Source organism: Tenacibaculum sp. M1.3A, assembly GCF_057732375.1.
Window position 1 is genome coordinate 184,884 of record NZ_JBYJEF010000002.1, and the last position, 17,069, is coordinate 201,952.

Genomic DNA, 17,069 nt, shown 5'->3' on the forward strand with positions numbered 1-17,069 from the left:
ACGCAAATTATGCTTGTTTTATTAGAATGTTTCTTAAATGTTAATGAAGGCTTGTTTTGTTATGAGAATATTAACTGTAGATTACGAAAAAACCGAAAAGCTTACGTAAGCTTCCCGGTTTCAGTATATTGTATGTATTAATAGGTTATTTATATATTTTAAAGCCTAAAGTGTAAGTTCTTGGGTTTGCAGGACCGTAAATAAAGTTACTATCACGTTCCTTGTCTACATCGAAATTTGTTTGATAAGAATCAAAAACGTTTTTAATACCTGCAAAAAATTCAATATTACTATCTAGCTTTTCTAATTCAAAATTATAACTTGTTTTAATTCCTACATTAAAGAATTTAGGAGACTTAAAATATTCGTCATTCGCTAAATTTAAATCAGAAGCTAAATGAAGCACATCCATTTTACCAGTATATACTACATTTAACGCCGTTTTAAATTTCTGATTTGGAGTGTATGTTGCCGTTGCATATCCGTAAGTAGTTGGAGTGCGTAAAAATTCTTTCTTCGAATTTAAAGCATCAGAATTATTAATGGCAGTATTGTATTTACTTGATTGATACGTAAAACCAGCGTCAAACTGAACAACTCCGTCGTAGTTTAATCTTGTTTCTAAAGTAATTCCTTTTACAATAGCGCCATCACCATTTCTTTTTTCAAAAACTTCACCAAATTCATCTTCCCCTATAGATTCTAAAAAGAAAGCATCATTTAAGTTGGTATAAAAACTTTCAACTGTAAAGCCGTATATATAATGTTCTGTTGGTTGATCGTAATTAAAAGAAACGGTATAACTATTAGAGCGTTCTCTTTTTAAATTATCAGCAAGTTGTACTCTCGATATTCCGCCACCTGCAAAAGCAATATGTAAATCGGTGTCAAAAGCTTGTGGCGCTCTAAAACCGGTTCCCCAAGTGGCTCTTACTTGTGCTTTTTCAAAAGGTTTAAAAAGTAAAGAAACTCGTGGACTCGCCACATTATTGGTTATTAATTTTTTGGATCCGTCTCTTTTTAAAGCATTTAATTTATGATGATCGTAACGAACACCTGCAAGTAAATTCCACTTTTTGTTTATTTCCCAATCACTCTGAAAAAAGAATCCGTAGTTTTTAGTAACCTGATCCACAACATATTTATAAGCATCAATTTCGTCGTACACATCATCTTGTACAAACTCCCCACCAATAGTTAATACATTATTTCCTTGTAAGAAATCTTCTAGTTTATGATTAAACTGAATTCCTCCTTGAAAAGTAGTGGTTTCTGAATTTCCATAAGGCGGATTTGCCAAATGAGCAGTATCTTCTGGAGTACCTATTTCTGGGCGAATACCTGTGTAATGATCTCTGGCGGTATATTGAGAAGCAAAATAGGTAATTAATGAGCTTTTATCTTCATTAAAATTAATTTGATAATCAATATTACCAACATATACATCGTGTGTTCTCTCTTCGGATTGTAATGCAAAGTGCGGCGCGTTTTTAATCATTTCGCCGCCATAACGGTATTCATTCATTTTACTAAAGTTAATTTCTAGCTTCTGATTTTCTGTTGGCAAGAAAAATAAACTAGTACCAAAAGAGTTGTTTTTTAATTGTGGTAATTCAGAGAAATTATCGCCATTATGATCGTAAATTTCTCGAGCTCTATTGTTGATGAAAAAAGAAATTCCAGCATTTTTAGCATCATTAACAACAGTTGCATTACCAGCAATGATATGGTCTGAAGCACCTTTAAAATTTTGATAAGTATATTGAATACTATAATCGTCTTTTTTAGGAACATTAGTAATCACATTAACAGTACCACCAATAGCGCTCGACCCGTATAATGCAGAGCCACCACCGCGAACAACCTCAATACGATCTATCATATTGGTAGGTATTTGCTCTAAACCGTATAAACCAGTTAGCGGACTAAAAATTGGTCGCCCATTTATTAATATTTGAGAATAACCACCCGCCAATCCGTTCATACGTAATTGTGTGTAATTACAAGTTTGGCAATCGGTTTCTACACGCAGTCCAGTCTGAAATTTTAAACCTTCAGATAAATTACATGCCTGTACATTTGCTAAAGTTTCATTGTTAATTACGTTTACAATTACAGGGTTTTTAGTACTTCTTCTGTCGGTTCTTGTTCCTGTTACAGTAACCTGATCTAAAACCTCGGTAGTTTCAGTTAAAATAAAATCTACTTTTTTTTCTTCGGATGATTTTAAGTTGATGTTTTTTCTTTCTGATAAAAAACCTATTGAAGAAGCGACTAAAACAAATTTACTTTTTGATATTTCTATCGTGTAATTTCCGTTTTCATCAGTTGTTGTTCCAGTGTTTGTTCCTTTTACAAGAATGTTTACAAAAGGGATTGTTTCTCCCTTCGTATTAGTTGTTTTTCCTGTAATTGTTTGTGCTTTTACAAGGCTGGTAACAAATAGAATAATTAAAAAAACAGCATTCTTCATTGGTAATTTATTAAATATTTTTACGCAAAGGTAAATAAATTTTTAGGTAAGACTAAAAATTATTTTATGTAAATGAAAATTTATATATTTGTAAAGTCAAAAAAATACAATGTTTAGCCAGTCAGAAGAAAATTATATTAAAACCATTTATCACCTAGCAGCAATATCTGATAAAGGAATCAGTACAAATGCTATTGCTAAGCGGTTAAAAACAAAAGCTTCTTCGGTAACAGATATGATTAAAAAGCTATCTGATAAAGAAGTCGTTGTTTATAAAAAGTATCAAGGTGTTACGTTAACCGAACTCGGAAAAAAAACTGCGGCTAGCATTATTCGCAAACATCGATTGTGGGAAGTTTTTTTGGTAGAAAAACTTAATTTTTCTTGGGATGAAGTGCATGAAGTTGCAGAACAATTAGAGCATATAAAATCGCCAAAACTAATAGACGAGTTGGATGCTTTTTTAGGACACCCTAAAAGAGATCCTCACGGAGATCCAATTCCTGATAAGGAAGGGAATTTACCTCAAATAAAAAAAAGCTTGTTATCTACACTGCAAAAAAACGAAAAAGGAGTTTGTGTAGGTGTAAACGATACTTCTTCTGAGTTTTTGCGTTTTTTAGACAAGCAAGAAATCGGATTAGGACTCAATATAGAAGTGTTAGATAAAGAACCTTTTGATGATTCTTTTTTAGTGAAAATCAACGAGAAAGAAATGACGATTTCAAACAAAGTAGCAAACAATATTTATATACAAAAAAATTAAGATGAAAAGAATAGCATTATTATTTGTAATCTTATTAGCAGTAAGTTGTGGTAAAAAAACAAAAAACGAAAATGGTAAATTAAAGGTAGTTACAACTACTACGATGATTACCGATTTAGTAAAAAATATTGGAGGTGATAAATTAGAAGTTAAAGGTTTAATGGGTGCAGGAGTAGATCCGCATTTGTATAAAGCTAGTGAAGGTGATGTTTCAAAATTATTTAATGCTGATGTTGTTATTTATAACGGATTACATTTAGAAGGGAAATTAGAAGAGGTTTTTGAGAAAATGCAACATCAAAATAAAAAAACGATTGTTGTTTCTGATGTAATTAATAAAAAGAACTTGATAAGTTCAGAGTTGTTCGCTTCAAATTACGATCCTCATATTTGGTTTGATCTTAATAATTGGAGTAAAATAACATCTTACGTAGCAGAAAAATTAGCAGAAATAGATGCTAAAAATGCCGCTTTTTATCACCAAAGTGCGAAAGAATATTTAGAGAAACTAGTAGTTTTAAACAAAGAGGTTGAAAGCAAAATAAACGAATTACCAATAGAGAAAAGAATTTTGGTAACTGCACACGATGCTTTTAATTATTTCGGAAAACAGCATCAATTTAATGTTGTAGGCTTACAAGGATTATCAACGGCAACAGAAGCTGGTGTTCAGGATGTTCAGAAGTTAGCGAAGTTTATTATAGAAAAGAATGTAAAAGCAATTTTTGTAGAAAGTTCTGTTCCAAAACGAACTATTGAAGCTTTACAGGAAGCTGTAAAATCTAAAGATCAGGAAGTGGTAATTGGCGGAACGTTGTATTCTGATGCTTTAGGAAATGCAGGAACAATAGAAGGGACTTATATAGGCATGTACAAAGCAAATGTGAATACGATTGTTAACGCATTAAAATAATATGGAAACAAAATACGCAGTAACGGTAGATGATTTAACGGTTGCTTATAATTACAAACCAGTACTTTGGGATATTGATTTAGCCATTCCTGAAGGAGTTTTAATGGCAATTGTTGGTCCAAACGGTGCAGGAAAATCTACATTGATAAAATCTATTTTAGGAATTATAAATCCCATTGCAGGAAGTGTTTCTATTTATGGAAAATCATATGATAAACAACGAAAATTAGTTGCTTATGTTCCGCAAAAAGGAAGTGTAGATTGGGATTTTCCTACTACAGCTTTAGATGTTGTTATGATGGGGACTTATGGAAGTTTAGGTTGGATAAAACGCCCAGGGAAATCACAGAAAAAAACAGCATTAGAAGCGCTTGAAAAAGTAGGAATGTTAGCTTTTAAAAGTAGACAAATTTCTCAGCTTTCAGGTGGGCAACAACAACGTGTTTTTTTGGCCAGAGCATTGGCACAAGATGCGTCTATCTATTTTATGGATGAACCTTTTCAGGGAGTAGATGCGACTACCGAAATAACTATTATTAATATTTTAAAAGAATTACGAAAAGCAGGAAAAACAGTAGTTGTTGTACATCATGATTTACAAACCGTTCCAGAATATTTCGATTGGGTAACTTTTTTAAATGTAAAAAAAATAGCAACGGGACCAGTTAAAGAAATTTTTAACGATGATAACCTAACAAAAACATACGGAATTAATTATAAAGTAAGTGTACAGCAATAATGGATTTACAAGAATATTTTAATCTCGTTTTTTCAGACTACACGCTTCGAACAATCACCATCGGAACGGCAATTTTAGGCGCTATTTGTGGTATGTTAGGAAGTTTTGCTGTACTAAGAAAACAAAGTTTATTAGGAGATGCAATTTCACATGCATCGCTTCCTGGTATTGCAATCGCATTTTTAATTACAGGAACAAAAGATACCAGTATTTTATTGCTGGGGGCATTGATTAGCGGGCTAATCGGAGCTTTCTGGATACGAGGAATCGTGAAAAACACCCATTTAAAAACAGATACTGCTTTAGGGCTTATTCTTTCTGTTTTCTTTGGTTTTGGAATGTTGCTTTTAACTTTTATTCAGAAATTACCGAATGCAAATCAATCAGGATTAGATAAGTTTTTATTTGGTCAGGCCGCAACATTGTTACTTAAAGATGTTTGGTTTATGGCAATAGTTACCGCTATCTGTTTGTTTGTATTACTCCTTTTTTGGAAAGAATTTAAACTCTTATTATTTGATGCCGATTATGCAAAAACATTGGGCTTTAATATAAATTTTATAGATGCTTTAATCACAAGTTTTATTGTGTTGGCTATTGTTTTAGGGTTGCAAACGGTAGGAGTTGTTTTAATGAGTGCGATGTTATTGGCACCAGCAGCGGCAGCTCGACAATGGACAAATAGCCTGAGTACAATGGTTATTTTAGCAGCTGTTTTCGGTTCACTCGCTGGTGTTGTAGGTACAGGAATTAGTGCAAGTCAATCTAATTTGTCTACTGGGCCTGTAATAGTGTTAGTAGCAGCGGTGTTTGTGGTGTTTTCATTTATTTTCTCACCCTCAAGGGGTTTGTTATTCCGTCAAATACGTCTTTTAAAGAATAGAAGAGATTTACAGTTGCATAAAACCTTGTCTTTTATGTTTGATTTGGTGAAAACGCACGAGGATAAATCGCATCCGCATGCGGTAAAAATTTTAAATAACTTTCAAGGATATACAAGAGCAACTTTAAAAGAGTTAGAAGAGAAAAAATATATAAAAGTGCAAGGTAGAATGTGGTCGATGACGGAAGAAGGATATCAATTTGCAGGTAATTTGTATAATCAACATATAGAAAATGAGTAGCGCTCAGATAGAAATACAATTAATAGCAAGTTTAGTAGCAGTAGCTTGTGCAATACCTGGCGTGTTTTTGGTATTGCGAAAAATGGCATTAATTAGCGATGCTATTAGCCATTCGATCTTACCTGGTTTGGTAATCGGGTTTTTTATTACACATGATTTAAATTCTCCTTTATTAATTTTAATGGGAGCCCTGTCAGGAATTTTAACAGTAGTATTGGTTGAGTATATTCAGAAAACAAAATTGGTAAAAGAAGATACAGCAATTGGTTTAGTATTTCCAGCATTGTTTAGTATTGGTGTACTTTTAATAGCTAAAAATGCAAACGATGTTCATTTAGATGTTGATGCTGTTTTATTGGGTGAACTGGCTTTCGCTCCGTTTGATCGATTGTTGATTAACGGAACAGATATCGGACCGAAATCATTATGGATTATAGGAACAATATTAGTAATTACCTTAAGCCTTTTAATCGCTTTTTTTAAAGAATTAAAAATAAGTACGTTCGATGCTGGTTTGGCAACAGCCTTAGGTTTTTCGCCAATTGTAATTCACTACGGATTAATGAGTGTGGCATCCATAACAACAGTTGGAGCTTTTGATGCAGTCGGAGCAATATTAGTTGTAGCCTTAATGATTGCGCCTGCGGCCACCGCTTATTTATTAACAAATGATTTAAAGAAAATGTTAGTTTTTTCTGGGTTATTTGGTGTTTTTTCGGCCATTTCGGGTTATTGGCTAGCGCATTGGTTAGATGCTTCAATATCTGGATCTATGATTAGTATGCTTGGTTTGGTGTTCTTTTTTGTGTATTTATTAGCACCAAACAGAGGATTAATTTCAGTAATTTATCGAAATAAGCAGCAACAAAAAGAAGTACAATTACTTACTTTTTTGCTACACTTAAATAATCATACTGAAAAAAGAGAGAGACATATTAATCATTTAAATGAGCATATAAATTGGCATAAAATAAAAGCAAAATCTGTGGTAGATTTAGCTAGAAAAAATAATATGATTGTTGTAGAAAATCAAATTATATCACTTACCAAAAAAGGAAAAACCTTTACCGAAAAGGCAATAGATTATATTATAACAAACGACGATTCTAAGATTGAATCGATGAAAAAAGATTTCTTTTTGTTTAGAGGGTAAATAATAATATTTCTGCTCTCTGCTTTCTTATTTTCTTTAAATAGGTTACTTTGCATAAAAAATAACCTGTGCAAAATTCTTCTAATTTTGAAGTGTACAATGCTTCTGCTGGTAGCGGAAAAACATTTACGCTTGTAAAAGAATATCTAAAAGTTTTATTGAGTTCTGATGATATTTTCACTTTTCAGAAAATATTGGCGATTACATTTACCAACAAAGCGGCTGGTGAAATGAAAGAGCGTGTGTTAGAAAATTTACAAGAATTCTCTGAAGGAAAAGAAAACGATTTGTTTCAACTTATTATCAATGAAATTACAATTGATAAACAAACCGTTAAAGACAGAAGTAAGAAAATATTAGATGCTGTTTTACAAAACTACTCCGCTTTTTCAATTACTACGATTGATAGTTTTACGCATAAAATAATAAAAAGTTTTGCGTACGATTTAGGATTGTCACTAAATTTTGAGGTTGAAATGGATGCTGTTTCTTTATTAAATGAAGCTGTTGATATATTGATTTCTAAAATTGGAACTGATAAAGATTTAACGAAATTATTAATTGATTTTTCGCTTGATAAAGCAGATGATGATAAATCGTGGGATATTTCGTTGGAGCTAAATGAGTTTTCTAGAATTTTATTAAATGAAGACGATACAAAGCATTTTAGAAAACTGGCGGATAAAAAACTAGCTGATTTTACGAACTTAAAAACTAAACTTTCTAAACATCAAAAAGAGATAAAAGCTCGATTTATCGCAATTGGTAATCAGGGAATAGCGATTATAGAAACGGCACAAATAAATCATAAAGATTTTTATCGCTCGATGTTGCCGAATCATTTTTTGGCGTTGTCTCAAAATCCGGAGAAAGCAAAGTTTTTCGAAGACTCAAAGCTTCGTGAACGTATCGAAGAAAATAATTTTTATGCAAAGTCAAAATCAGACGACATAAAAAACGCTATTGAAAGTGTTTTACCAGAATTGTTGAACTTATACAGTCAATCAGAAGAATTGTATCAGCAATTTTTAATGAACAAATTGGCATTAAAAAGTATCATTCCGTTAGCAGTTTTAAATCATATTAATTTAGAATTAACACATATAAAAGAAGAAAATAATATCAGATTAAATGCCGAATTTAATCAATTAATTTCCGACAATATAAAGGATCAACCAGCGCCGTTTATTTACGAAAGAATTGGGCAACGATTTATGCATTATTTTATTGATGAAATGCAAGACACATCGGTGTTACAATGGCAAAATATAATTCCGTTAATCGACAATGCATTAGCACAAGAAAAAAGTAATTTGTTGTTGGTTGGCGATGGTAAACAAGCTATTTATCGCTGGCGTGGCGGTAAAGCAGAACAGTTTATTTCTTTAGGCTCGGATGTTGAGAATCCGTTTCATGTTCCGAAAGAAATTAAAACACTAGAGACTAATTATAGAAGTTACACGGAGGTAATTGATTTTAACAATCAATTTTTTCAGCACACGTCAAATTTTCTTCAAAATGAAAACTATAAACAATTATTTATTGAAGGAAATAAGCAGTTAACAACAGCAAAAAAAGGCGGATACGTTTCGTTGTCTTTTTTAGATAAGGAAGAGGAAAAAGAGGATGAGGTTTTAAAATATCCGAAGAAAATATTAGAAACCATTAAAAGTTTAGAAGCCGATTTTTCTTTAAATGAAATTTGTGTATTAGTCCGTAAGAAAAAAGACGGAATTGCAGTGGCAAATTATTTATCTGAAAACGGAATTAACATTATTTCTTCAGAAACGTTGTTGCTACAAAACAGCTCGAAAGTAAATTTTATTGTTGATGTTTTACAGGTAATTCAACATCCGAATGATAAAGAAGCATTGTTAGAGGTTTTGTATTTCTTACACGAGCATTTAGGGTTGAAAACGGAAAAACATGCTTTTATATCAGCAATGATTCATCAGCCGAATGATGCAATTTTTAAAGAGTTATTAAGTTACCAAGTGTCTTTTGAATTAGCTGATTTTCATCAATTACCGTTTTATGAAAAAGTAGAGGAAATCATCCGAAGTTTTAAATTAATAAACTCTTCAGATGCCTATGTGCAATTCTTTTTAGATGTAGTTTTAGAACAACAGAGAAAAGGAACGAGTATTCAGGAGTTTTTAGATTTTTGGGAAGATAAAAAAGCAAATTTAAGCATTGTGGCTCCCGAAAGTGGAAACGCTGTTCAGGTAATGACGATTCATAAATCGAAAGGACTAGAATTTCCGGTGGTTATTTTTCCGTACGATTTAGAAATTTATCGACAAATAAATCCGAAAATTTGGTTGGATGATTTACCAGCCGACTTTGAAAATTTTAAGGAATTATTAGTGCCGTTTAATAAAGATTTAAAAGCTATAAACGATCGAAGTTTAGAAATATACGACCAACAAAGAGAAGAATTAGAATTAGATAATTTTAATCTTTTGTATGTTGCTTTAACGCGTTCGGTAGAACAGTTGCATATAATTACCGAATATAAAATTACGGCTAAAGGAGAAGAGAATGTTAATTTTTATTCAGGAATATTTATCAATTATCTAAAAGAAAAAAATCTTTGGAATAATGATCAGTCGGAGTATTCTTTTGGCGATATAACGCGAATAAGTAAACGTAAAGAAATCGCTTCTTTGGCAGCGATTCAAGAAGAATTTATATCTACGCCTTGGCAAGAGCACAATATTCATATGTTGGCAAGTGCATCGAAATTATGGAACACTGAACAAGGAAAAGCAATTGAGTTTGGAAACTTGATTCACGAAATGATGGCGAAAATTACAACTCAGCGCGATGTAGATAAAATAGTGAATCAATACGAGCAACAAGGTGTAATAGACAAAGAACAAGCAAAAACGATTAAAACGGATATTAATAAAATTGTAGCTCATTCAGATTTGCAACATTATTATTCACAAGAAGTAACTATATATAATGAGCGTGAAATTGTTGATGTTGATAATCAGATTCTAATTCCCGATCGATTGGTGATTGACACGAATAATATTGTAACTATTATCGATTACAAAACAGGAAAACCATCCAAAAGTTATCATCAGCAATTATTGCGATACGAACGTGTTTTAAAATCGATGGATTTTAAGGTGGATAAAAAACTACTTATATATATTAATGAAGAAATTTTGGTTGAAGAAGTTTAACAATTAACTTTGACCTTTTAAATATAAATACCACATCGATTGTAGATGTAACTAAAATATAAATTATGTACGGAAAAATAAAAGAACAACTACAGCAAGAAATTCAGGAAATTAAAGACGCGGGATTGTATAAATCAGAACGTATTATAACATCTTCTCAAGATGCTGCTATAAAAATAGCAACAGGCGAGGAGGTAATTAATTTTTGTGCGAATAATTATTTAGGATTGTCAAATAATCCTGAAGTAATTCAAGCAGCAAAAGATACTATGGGTACACATGGTTTCGGTATGTCGTCTGTTCGTTTTATTTGTGGAACACAAGATATTCATAAGCAACTAGAAGCAAAAATTGCAGAATTTTATACAACAGAAGACACGATATTATATGCTGCAGCTTTTGATGCAAATGGTGGAGTTTTTGAGCCGTTATTAACAAAAGAAGATGCTATTATTTCTGATAGTTTAAATCATGCTTCTATTATAGACGGAGTTCGTTTGTGTAAGGCAGCTCGTTATCGTTATGACAATAATGATATGAGTTCTTTAGAAGCGCAGTTAATTGAAGCAAATAAACAAGAACACCGTTTTAAGATTATTGTTACTGATGGGGTTTTCTCTATGGATGGAATTGTAGCAAAGCTTGATGAAATTTGTGATTTAGCTGATAAATATGACGCAATGGTAATGGTTGATGAATGTCACGCAACCGGATTTATCGGTAAAACTGGTCGTGGTACTGTTGAACTTAAGAATGTAATGGATCGTGTTGATATTGTAACCGGTACTTTAGGAAAAGCACTTGGTGGTGCTATGGGAGGTTATACCACAGGTAAAAAAGAAATTATCGAAATATTGCGTCAGCGTTCTCGTCCGTATTTATTTTCAAACTCATTAGCGCCTTCTTTAGTTGGAGGAGCGTTAAAAGTTTTTGATTTAATTTCTAACGATACTTCTTTAAGAGATAAGTTAGAATGGAATACAAACTACTTTAGAACAGAAATGGAGAAAGCTGGTTTCGATTTAGTAGGTGCTGATGCTGCAATTGTACCTGTTATGTTGTATGATGCAAAGCTTTCTCAAAACATGGCAAATAAATTATTAGATGAAGGTATTTATGTTATTGGTTTTTTCTTTCCAGTTGTGCCAAAAGAAAAAGCAAGAATACGCGTGCAGTTGTCTGCAGCACATGAAAAAGAACATTTAGATAAAGCGATAAAAGCCTTTATAAAAGTAGGGAAAGAGCTGGGAGTGATTTAAATATCTTAAACTAAAACTTGCATTTATTGTAAGTTTTTGTAGATTTGCTTTTGTAAATAAGTTTTAACAACTTACATTTGCTAAATATATAAACGAACTTTTAATTTAAATTTTTTATAATGAAACAAATCAAATTAGCTGTGATAGCTTTGTTTACGTTCGCTACTGTAGGAACGATAAACGCACAAGATTCGGACAACCCATGGGCGGTTGGTTTTGGAGTTAACGCCGTAGACGTTAGAATTCCAACTGAATTTTCAGGATATGCAAAAGATTATATTGGTACTAGTGACTGGAATGTTCTTCCTTCTATCTCTAGAATTACTGTTGGAAAGTATTTAAACGAAGGTTTTACTTTAGAATTAGCAGGGTCTATAAACAAGATTGAAACTTTTAGAGCGAAAAATGATAGCGATGCTCTTTATTGGGCTGTTGATGCAAACGTAAAGTATGACTTAAATAACTTAGTTGGTGAAACTTCTTGGTTTGATCCTTATGTATATTTAGGGGGTGGTTACACTTCTTTAGATGATCAAGGAGAAGGTATGTTAAATGCAGGTTTTGGTTTCAATACTTGGTTTAACGATAACTTAGGTTTAAACTTTCAAACTGGTGGTAAAAAAGAGTTTAGTGATAAAGTACAAGATCACTTCCAACATTCAGTTGGTTTAGTGTTTAAATTTGGTGGTACTGATACTGATGGTGATGGTATTTTCGATAAAGACGATGCTTGTCCAGAGGTTGCAGGATTAAAAGAATTTAACGGGTGTCCTGATACTGATAATGACGGAATCAAAGATGCAGATGATGCATGTCCTGAGGTAGCTGGTTTAGCTGCTTTAAACGGTTGTCCTGATACTGATGGTGATGGTATTGCTGATAAAGACGATGCTTGTCCTACTGAAAAAGGAACTAAAGCAAACAACGGATGTCCTGATACTGACGGAGACGGTGTAGTTGATGGTAAAGATAAGTGTCCTGCTGTAGCTGGTCCTGCTGCAAACGCAGGTTGTCCTTGGCCAGATACTGATGGTGATGGAGTTTTAGATAAAGACGATAAATGTCCTAAAGTTGCAGGTGTTGCTTCTAACAACGGATGTCCTGAAGTAGTAATTACAAAAGCTGCAGAGAAAAAATTAAATGACTTCGCAAGAGCTATTTATTTTAACTCAGGAAAAACAACTTTTAGAGCTGGAGTTTCTGGTAAATTAGACTTAATTGCTGCGATCATGAAAGAATATTCTAAAGCTAACTTTAGTGTTCAAGGTCACACAGATAGTCAAGGTAGAGCTTCTAATAACAAAAGTTTATCTGAAAGAAGAGCTAAGGCTGTTATGGATTATTTAGTTGTTAAATCTGGTATTCCTGCTAAAAGATTAGTTTCTGCTGGATTTGGAGAAGACTATCCTATTGCTGATAACAAAACAAGAGCTGGTAGAGCTCAAAACAGACGTGTTGAAATTAAATTAACAAAATAATTTAATTAAAACGTAAGTTTTATAAAATGCCTCACATTTGTGAGGCATTTTTTTGTGCAATATTTTTAGTAAAAATAGCGTCAAACGTTTTTTAAATTCCACTAAAAAAATTACCTTTGCACTTTGAAAAATGAGCTAAAGCTCACATAGCAAATTAAATAACTTTAATTACATATAGTAATGTCTACAATAACAGGTAAAGTTTCTCAAATTATTGGTCCAGTTATCGATGTTGAGTTTAATACAGAAAATGCTGAATTACCAAAAATTTACGATTCATTAGAAATTAAAAAAGCTGATGGCTCAATTTTAGTATTAGAGGTTCAACAACATATAGGTGAAGATACAGTTCGTACCATTTCAATGGATGCGACAGATGGTTTAAGTAGAGGTACAGAAGTAATCGCTACCGGAAACCCAATTCAAATGCCAATAGGAAGCGATATTTATGGTCGTTTGTTTAACGTAACAGGTGATGCTATTGACGGATTAGGTAATTTGCCTAAAACGGGTGATGCAGGATTATCAATTCACCGTCAAGCACCAAAATTTGAAGACTTATCAGTTTCAACAGAAGTGTTGTTTACAGGTATTAAAGTAATTGATTTAATTGAGCCGTATGCAAAAGGAGGTAAAATTGGATTATTTGGTGGAGCAGGAGTAGGTAAAACAGTATTAATTCAAGAGTTAATTAACAACATCGCAAAAGGACACGGAGGTTTATCTGTATTCGCTGGTGTAGGTGAAAGAACTCGTGAAGGAAACGATTTACTTAGAGAGATGTTAGAGTCAGGAATTATCAAGTATGGTGATGACTTTATGCACTCTATGGAAGAAGGAGGATGGGATTTATCTAAAGTAGATAAGCCAGGAATGAGAGACTCTAAAGCTACTTTCGTATTCGGACAAATGAACGAACCACCTGGAGCAAGAGCACGTGTTGCATTATCTGGTTTAACAATAGCAGAATATTTCCGTGATGGAGCAGGAGAAGCGCAAGGAAAGGATGTTCTTTTCTTCGTAGATAATATCTTCCGTTTTACACAAGCAGGTTCTGAAGTATCGGCATTATTAGGTCGTATGCCTTCTGCCGTAGGTTACCAGCCAACATTAGCTACAGAAATGGGAGCGATGCAGGAACGTATTACTTCTACTAAGAAAGGTTCTATTACATCTGTGCAAGCAGTTTATGTACCTGCAGATGATTTAACAGATCCAGCACCAGCAACAACGTTTGCCCATTTAGATGCAACTACAGTATTATCTCGTAAAATTGCAGAATTAGGTATTTATCCTGCAGTAGATCCATTAGATTCTACTTCAAGAATTTTATCTGCTGAAGTTTTAGGAGCTGAGCACTATGATACAGCAACAAACGTAAAAGAAATTTTACAACGATATAAAGAATTGCAAGATATTATTGCAATTTTAGGTATGGAAGAATTGTCTGAAGAAGATAAATTAGTAGTTCACAGAGCACGTCGTGTACAACGTTTCTTATCTCAGCCTTTCCACGTAGCTGAACAATTTACTGGTATACCAGGATGTTTAGTTGATATTAAAGACACAATCAAAGGATTTAATATGATTATTGATGGTGAATTAGATAAGTATCCTGAAGCAGCATTTAACTTAAAAGGATCAATTCAAGAAGCAATTGATGCTGGAGAGAAAATGTTAGCTGAAGCATAGTTCAAATAACAATTAACAATAATTAATTCTATTGAAATTATGTTTTTAGAAATTGTAACTCCAGAAGCTATCTTGTTTTCATCAGAAGTAGATTCTGTAACTGTACCAGGTATTAACGGTGAATTTCAGATGTTAAATAATCACGCACCAGTTGTGTCTATTTTAAATCAAGGAACCGTAAAAGTGCATGTGCACACACAAAATCACTTAGTTTTTGATGATTTACATGGCAGTATTGTAAGTTTACCAGGAGATGATAAAGTGTTAACTTTAGCAATCAAATCTGGAACTTTAGAGATGAAAGATAATAAAGTAATTATCCTAGCAGATTAATTACTTAAACATCATAAAAAAAAGCCAAACCTAAAGTTTGGCTTTTTTTATTTTATAAAGAATTTTACTATCTATTTTAATTACCTTTGTACTAATGAATACAGTATTTTTATTTATAGGAGGCCCTGAGATTTTTGTAATCTTGTTATTAGTCGTTATGTTATTCGGAGCAGATAAAATTCCAGAAATAGCTAGAGGGCTCGGGAAAGGTATACGTCAGGTAAAAGACGCTACAAATGATATTAAAAAAGAAATAAACAACAGTGCCAAAAACCAAGGTATAGATACCGACTTCGTAAAAGATATTAATAAAGAAGTTAATAAGGTTAAAGATAACATTGATGATTTTACAGGGCCTATAAAACGTAGGTAGTAAAAACTATTTAACTCTACTTATAGTCAATCCGTCTCTTATCGGCAATAAAACAGTTTCTATGCGATTATCTTCATTAAGCTTCCTGTTATATTCTAAAAGAACTTTAGTGTCGATATCTTTCGGATTTAGCTCTTCGACTACTTTTCCACTCCAAAGTACATTATCAGATAAAATAACACCACCGCTATTCATTTTTTCAATAATTAAATCGAAATAATTTAGATAATTTGATTTATCAGCGTCAATAAAAACTAAATCAAACTTAGTTTCTAATGTTGGAATAATATCAATCGCATTTCCGATATATTGATGGATTTGATTTTTGTAATCTGATTTTTGAAAATATGTAGTTTGTAGTTCTTCTAATTCTTCATTTTTATCAATAGTATAAAGATTTCCATCTTTAGCTAAACCTTCGGCTAAACATAGTGCAGAATAACCAGTATAAGTACCAATTTCTAAAATAGATTTCGGATTAATTAGTTTTGAAATAATTGATAAAACTCTTCCCTGAAAAGCGCCGCTCAACATTCTAGGATTTAATACTTTTTGCCAAGTTTCTTTGGTTAATTCTTGTAATATTTTTGGCTCTTGCTGTGAGTGATTAACAACATAAGTATCAATTTTTTCAGGAAGAAAATGCATGGTTTTATTTTTGGTTCAAAGGTATAAAAAAACGGAACTTATTATAAAATAAATTCCGTTTCAATCTTAAAAAACAAAAGAATCAATTAATTTGACTTAACTGTTCCTTTATTGCGTCTTTATCTTTGTTAGATAAACATCTTGTTTCACTTTTACAATTAGCAGCTTTCATTTTAAAAATGTCTGACATTTTACTATTCTGCTTAGTATAGATCGCACATATTTTACAGACTATTAGATGCCAATTAAGTTGTATTTTTTCATAGAATGATGCCTCTCCATATTGTGCTTTATCACAAATTGTAGTTGCTTCATTGCATGTTAATTTAAATTTTTTAAACATTACGTCTTACTTGTTAAACCAATTTTTTTCCATACAGCTTCTTAACTGTGTTCTTGCTCTGTGGATGATAACCCATAGATTCGACGGAGTGATATTTAATTCCTTACAAATTTCTTCTGTCTCAAATTCTTGTATAGTTTTCATTCTAAAAACCATAGCATATTTCTCAGGTAATTTATCTATACAGCTATCTAGTTGAGATTTCAATTCAACGTTTTCAATACTTTTATCAATCTCATTATCCCAAGATTGTGGCACACGTTCTTCAATCCAATCTCCTTCGTTTTCACCATTCTCATAAAAATTCATTCTAACTTCAGCCTGGCCTTTCTTAGAATTTATTTTTCGATAATGATCTATTACTTTTCTTTTTAATATGGAAACCAACCATGTTCTTTCTGTTGACTTACCCTGAAAATTCTTAGCAGATTTAAGGCCCGCAAAAAATGTTTCTTGAACTAAATCTTTAGCAGTATTAGAGTCATTTACACGTGCTACAGCATAATTAAATAAATAATCAGCATAAGCATCTACCCAGTTATTTGGAGATAAAGTGTTGGATTTGTCTGTTTGGTTCATCA

General features: G+C 32.4%; 14 protein-coding genes. 11 read left to right on the top strand and 3 right to left on the bottom strand.

What is annotated here, in order from left to right:
• Positions 1–145: 145 nt before the first annotated feature.
• Positions 146–2,473, bottom strand: coding sequence for a TonB-dependent receptor (locus tag AC28QF_RS03420; RefSeq protein ID WP_488200762.1), 2,328 nt, complete (start codon positions 2,471–2,473; stop codon positions 146–148).
• Between the two features lie 109 nt (positions 2,474–2,582).
• Between AC28QF_RS03420 and AC28QF_RS03425 the strand changes: the two genes are divergently transcribed.
• The 11 genes from AC28QF_RS03425 to AC28QF_RS03475 all read left to right on the top strand — a co-directional run bounded on the left by AC28QF_RS03425 (position 2,583) and on the right by AC28QF_RS03475 (position 15,497).
• Positions 2,583–3,239, top strand: a complete 657-nt coding sequence (locus AC28QF_RS03425) for a metal-dependent transcriptional regulator (RefSeq protein ID WP_488200761.1) — start codon at positions 2,583–2,585, stop codon at positions 3,237–3,239.
• A gap of 1 nt (position 3,240) precedes the next feature.
• Positions 3,241–4,152, top strand: a complete 912-nt coding sequence (locus AC28QF_RS03430) for a metal ABC transporter solute-binding protein, Zn/Mn family (protein WP_488200760.1) — start codon at positions 3,241–3,243, stop codon at positions 4,150–4,152.
• 1 nt (position 4,153) lies between these two features.
• Complete coding sequence (locus AC28QF_RS03435) at positions 4,154–4,891, top strand: metal ABC transporter ATP-binding protein (protein ID WP_488200759.1); 738 nt, start codon at positions 4,154–4,156, stop codon at positions 4,889–4,891.
• Complete coding sequence (locus AC28QF_RS03440; RefSeq protein ID WP_488200758.1) at positions 4,891–6,015, top strand: metal ABC transporter permease; 1,125 nt, start codon at positions 4,891–4,893, stop codon at positions 6,013–6,015. Before AC28QF_RS03435 ends, AC28QF_RS03440 begins: the two co-directional genes overlap by 1 nt.
• A complete protein-coding gene (locus AC28QF_RS03445) occupies positions 6,008–7,168 on the top strand; it encodes a metal ABC transporter permease (protein ID WP_488200757.1) in 1,161 nt (386 codons plus the stop codon). The genes AC28QF_RS03440 and AC28QF_RS03445 overlap by 8 nt, the downstream gene beginning before the upstream one ends.
• A gap of 68 nt (positions 7,169–7,236) precedes the next feature.
• Entirely contained in the window at positions 7,237–10,362 is a 3,126-nt protein-coding gene (locus AC28QF_RS03450) for a UvrD-helicase domain-containing protein (RefSeq protein WP_488200756.1), read from the top strand.
• 65 nt (positions 10,363–10,427) lie between these two features.
• Complete coding sequence (kbl, locus tag AC28QF_RS03455) at positions 10,428–11,621, top strand: glycine C-acetyltransferase (RefSeq protein ID WP_488200755.1); 1,194 nt, start codon at positions 10,428–10,430, stop codon at positions 11,619–11,621.
• Between the two features lie 119 nt (positions 11,622–11,740).
• Positions 11,741–13,099, top strand: coding sequence for an OmpA family protein (locus AC28QF_RS03460; protein ID WP_488200754.1), 1,359 nt, complete (start codon positions 11,741–11,743; stop codon positions 13,097–13,099).
• A 180-nt stretch (positions 13,100–13,279) separates the two neighbouring features.
• Entirely contained in the window at positions 13,280–14,791 is a 1,512-nt protein-coding gene (gene atpD / locus AC28QF_RS03465; RefSeq protein WP_488200753.1) for a F0F1 ATP synthase subunit beta, read from the top strand.
• A 39-nt stretch (positions 14,792–14,830) separates the two neighbouring features.
• Positions 14,831–15,124 (top strand): F0F1 ATP synthase subunit delta/epsilon, encoded by a 294-nt coding sequence (locus tag AC28QF_RS03470; RefSeq protein WP_488200752.1) that lies wholly within the window; start codon positions 14,831–14,833, stop codon positions 15,122–15,124.
• Positions 15,125–15,218: 94 nt separating this feature from the next.
• Positions 15,219–15,497: a Sec-independent protein translocase subunit TatA/TatB gene (locus AC28QF_RS03475; RefSeq protein WP_218771630.1), complete on the top strand. Its 279-nt coding sequence runs from the start codon at positions 15,219–15,221 to the stop codon at positions 15,495–15,497.
• Positions 15,498–15,503: 6 nt separating this feature from the next.
• Here AC28QF_RS03475 and AC28QF_RS03480 read toward each other — a convergent pair whose 3' ends face one another.
• Both AC28QF_RS03480 and AC28QF_RS03485 read right to left on the bottom strand, forming a co-directional pair.
• Positions 15,504–16,145 carry an O-methyltransferase gene (locus AC28QF_RS03480; protein WP_488200751.1) on the bottom strand — a complete coding sequence of 214 codons (642 nt, stop codon included), beginning with the start codon at positions 16,143–16,145 and terminating at the stop codon, positions 15,504–15,506.
• Positions 16,146–16,494: 349 nt separating this feature from the next.
• Positions 16,495–17,067: a sigma-70 family RNA polymerase sigma factor gene (locus AC28QF_RS03485; RefSeq protein ID WP_488200750.1), complete on the bottom strand. Its 573-nt coding sequence runs from the start codon at positions 17,065–17,067 to the stop codon at positions 16,495–16,497.
• Between the last annotated feature and the right edge of the window lie 2 nt (positions 17,068–17,069).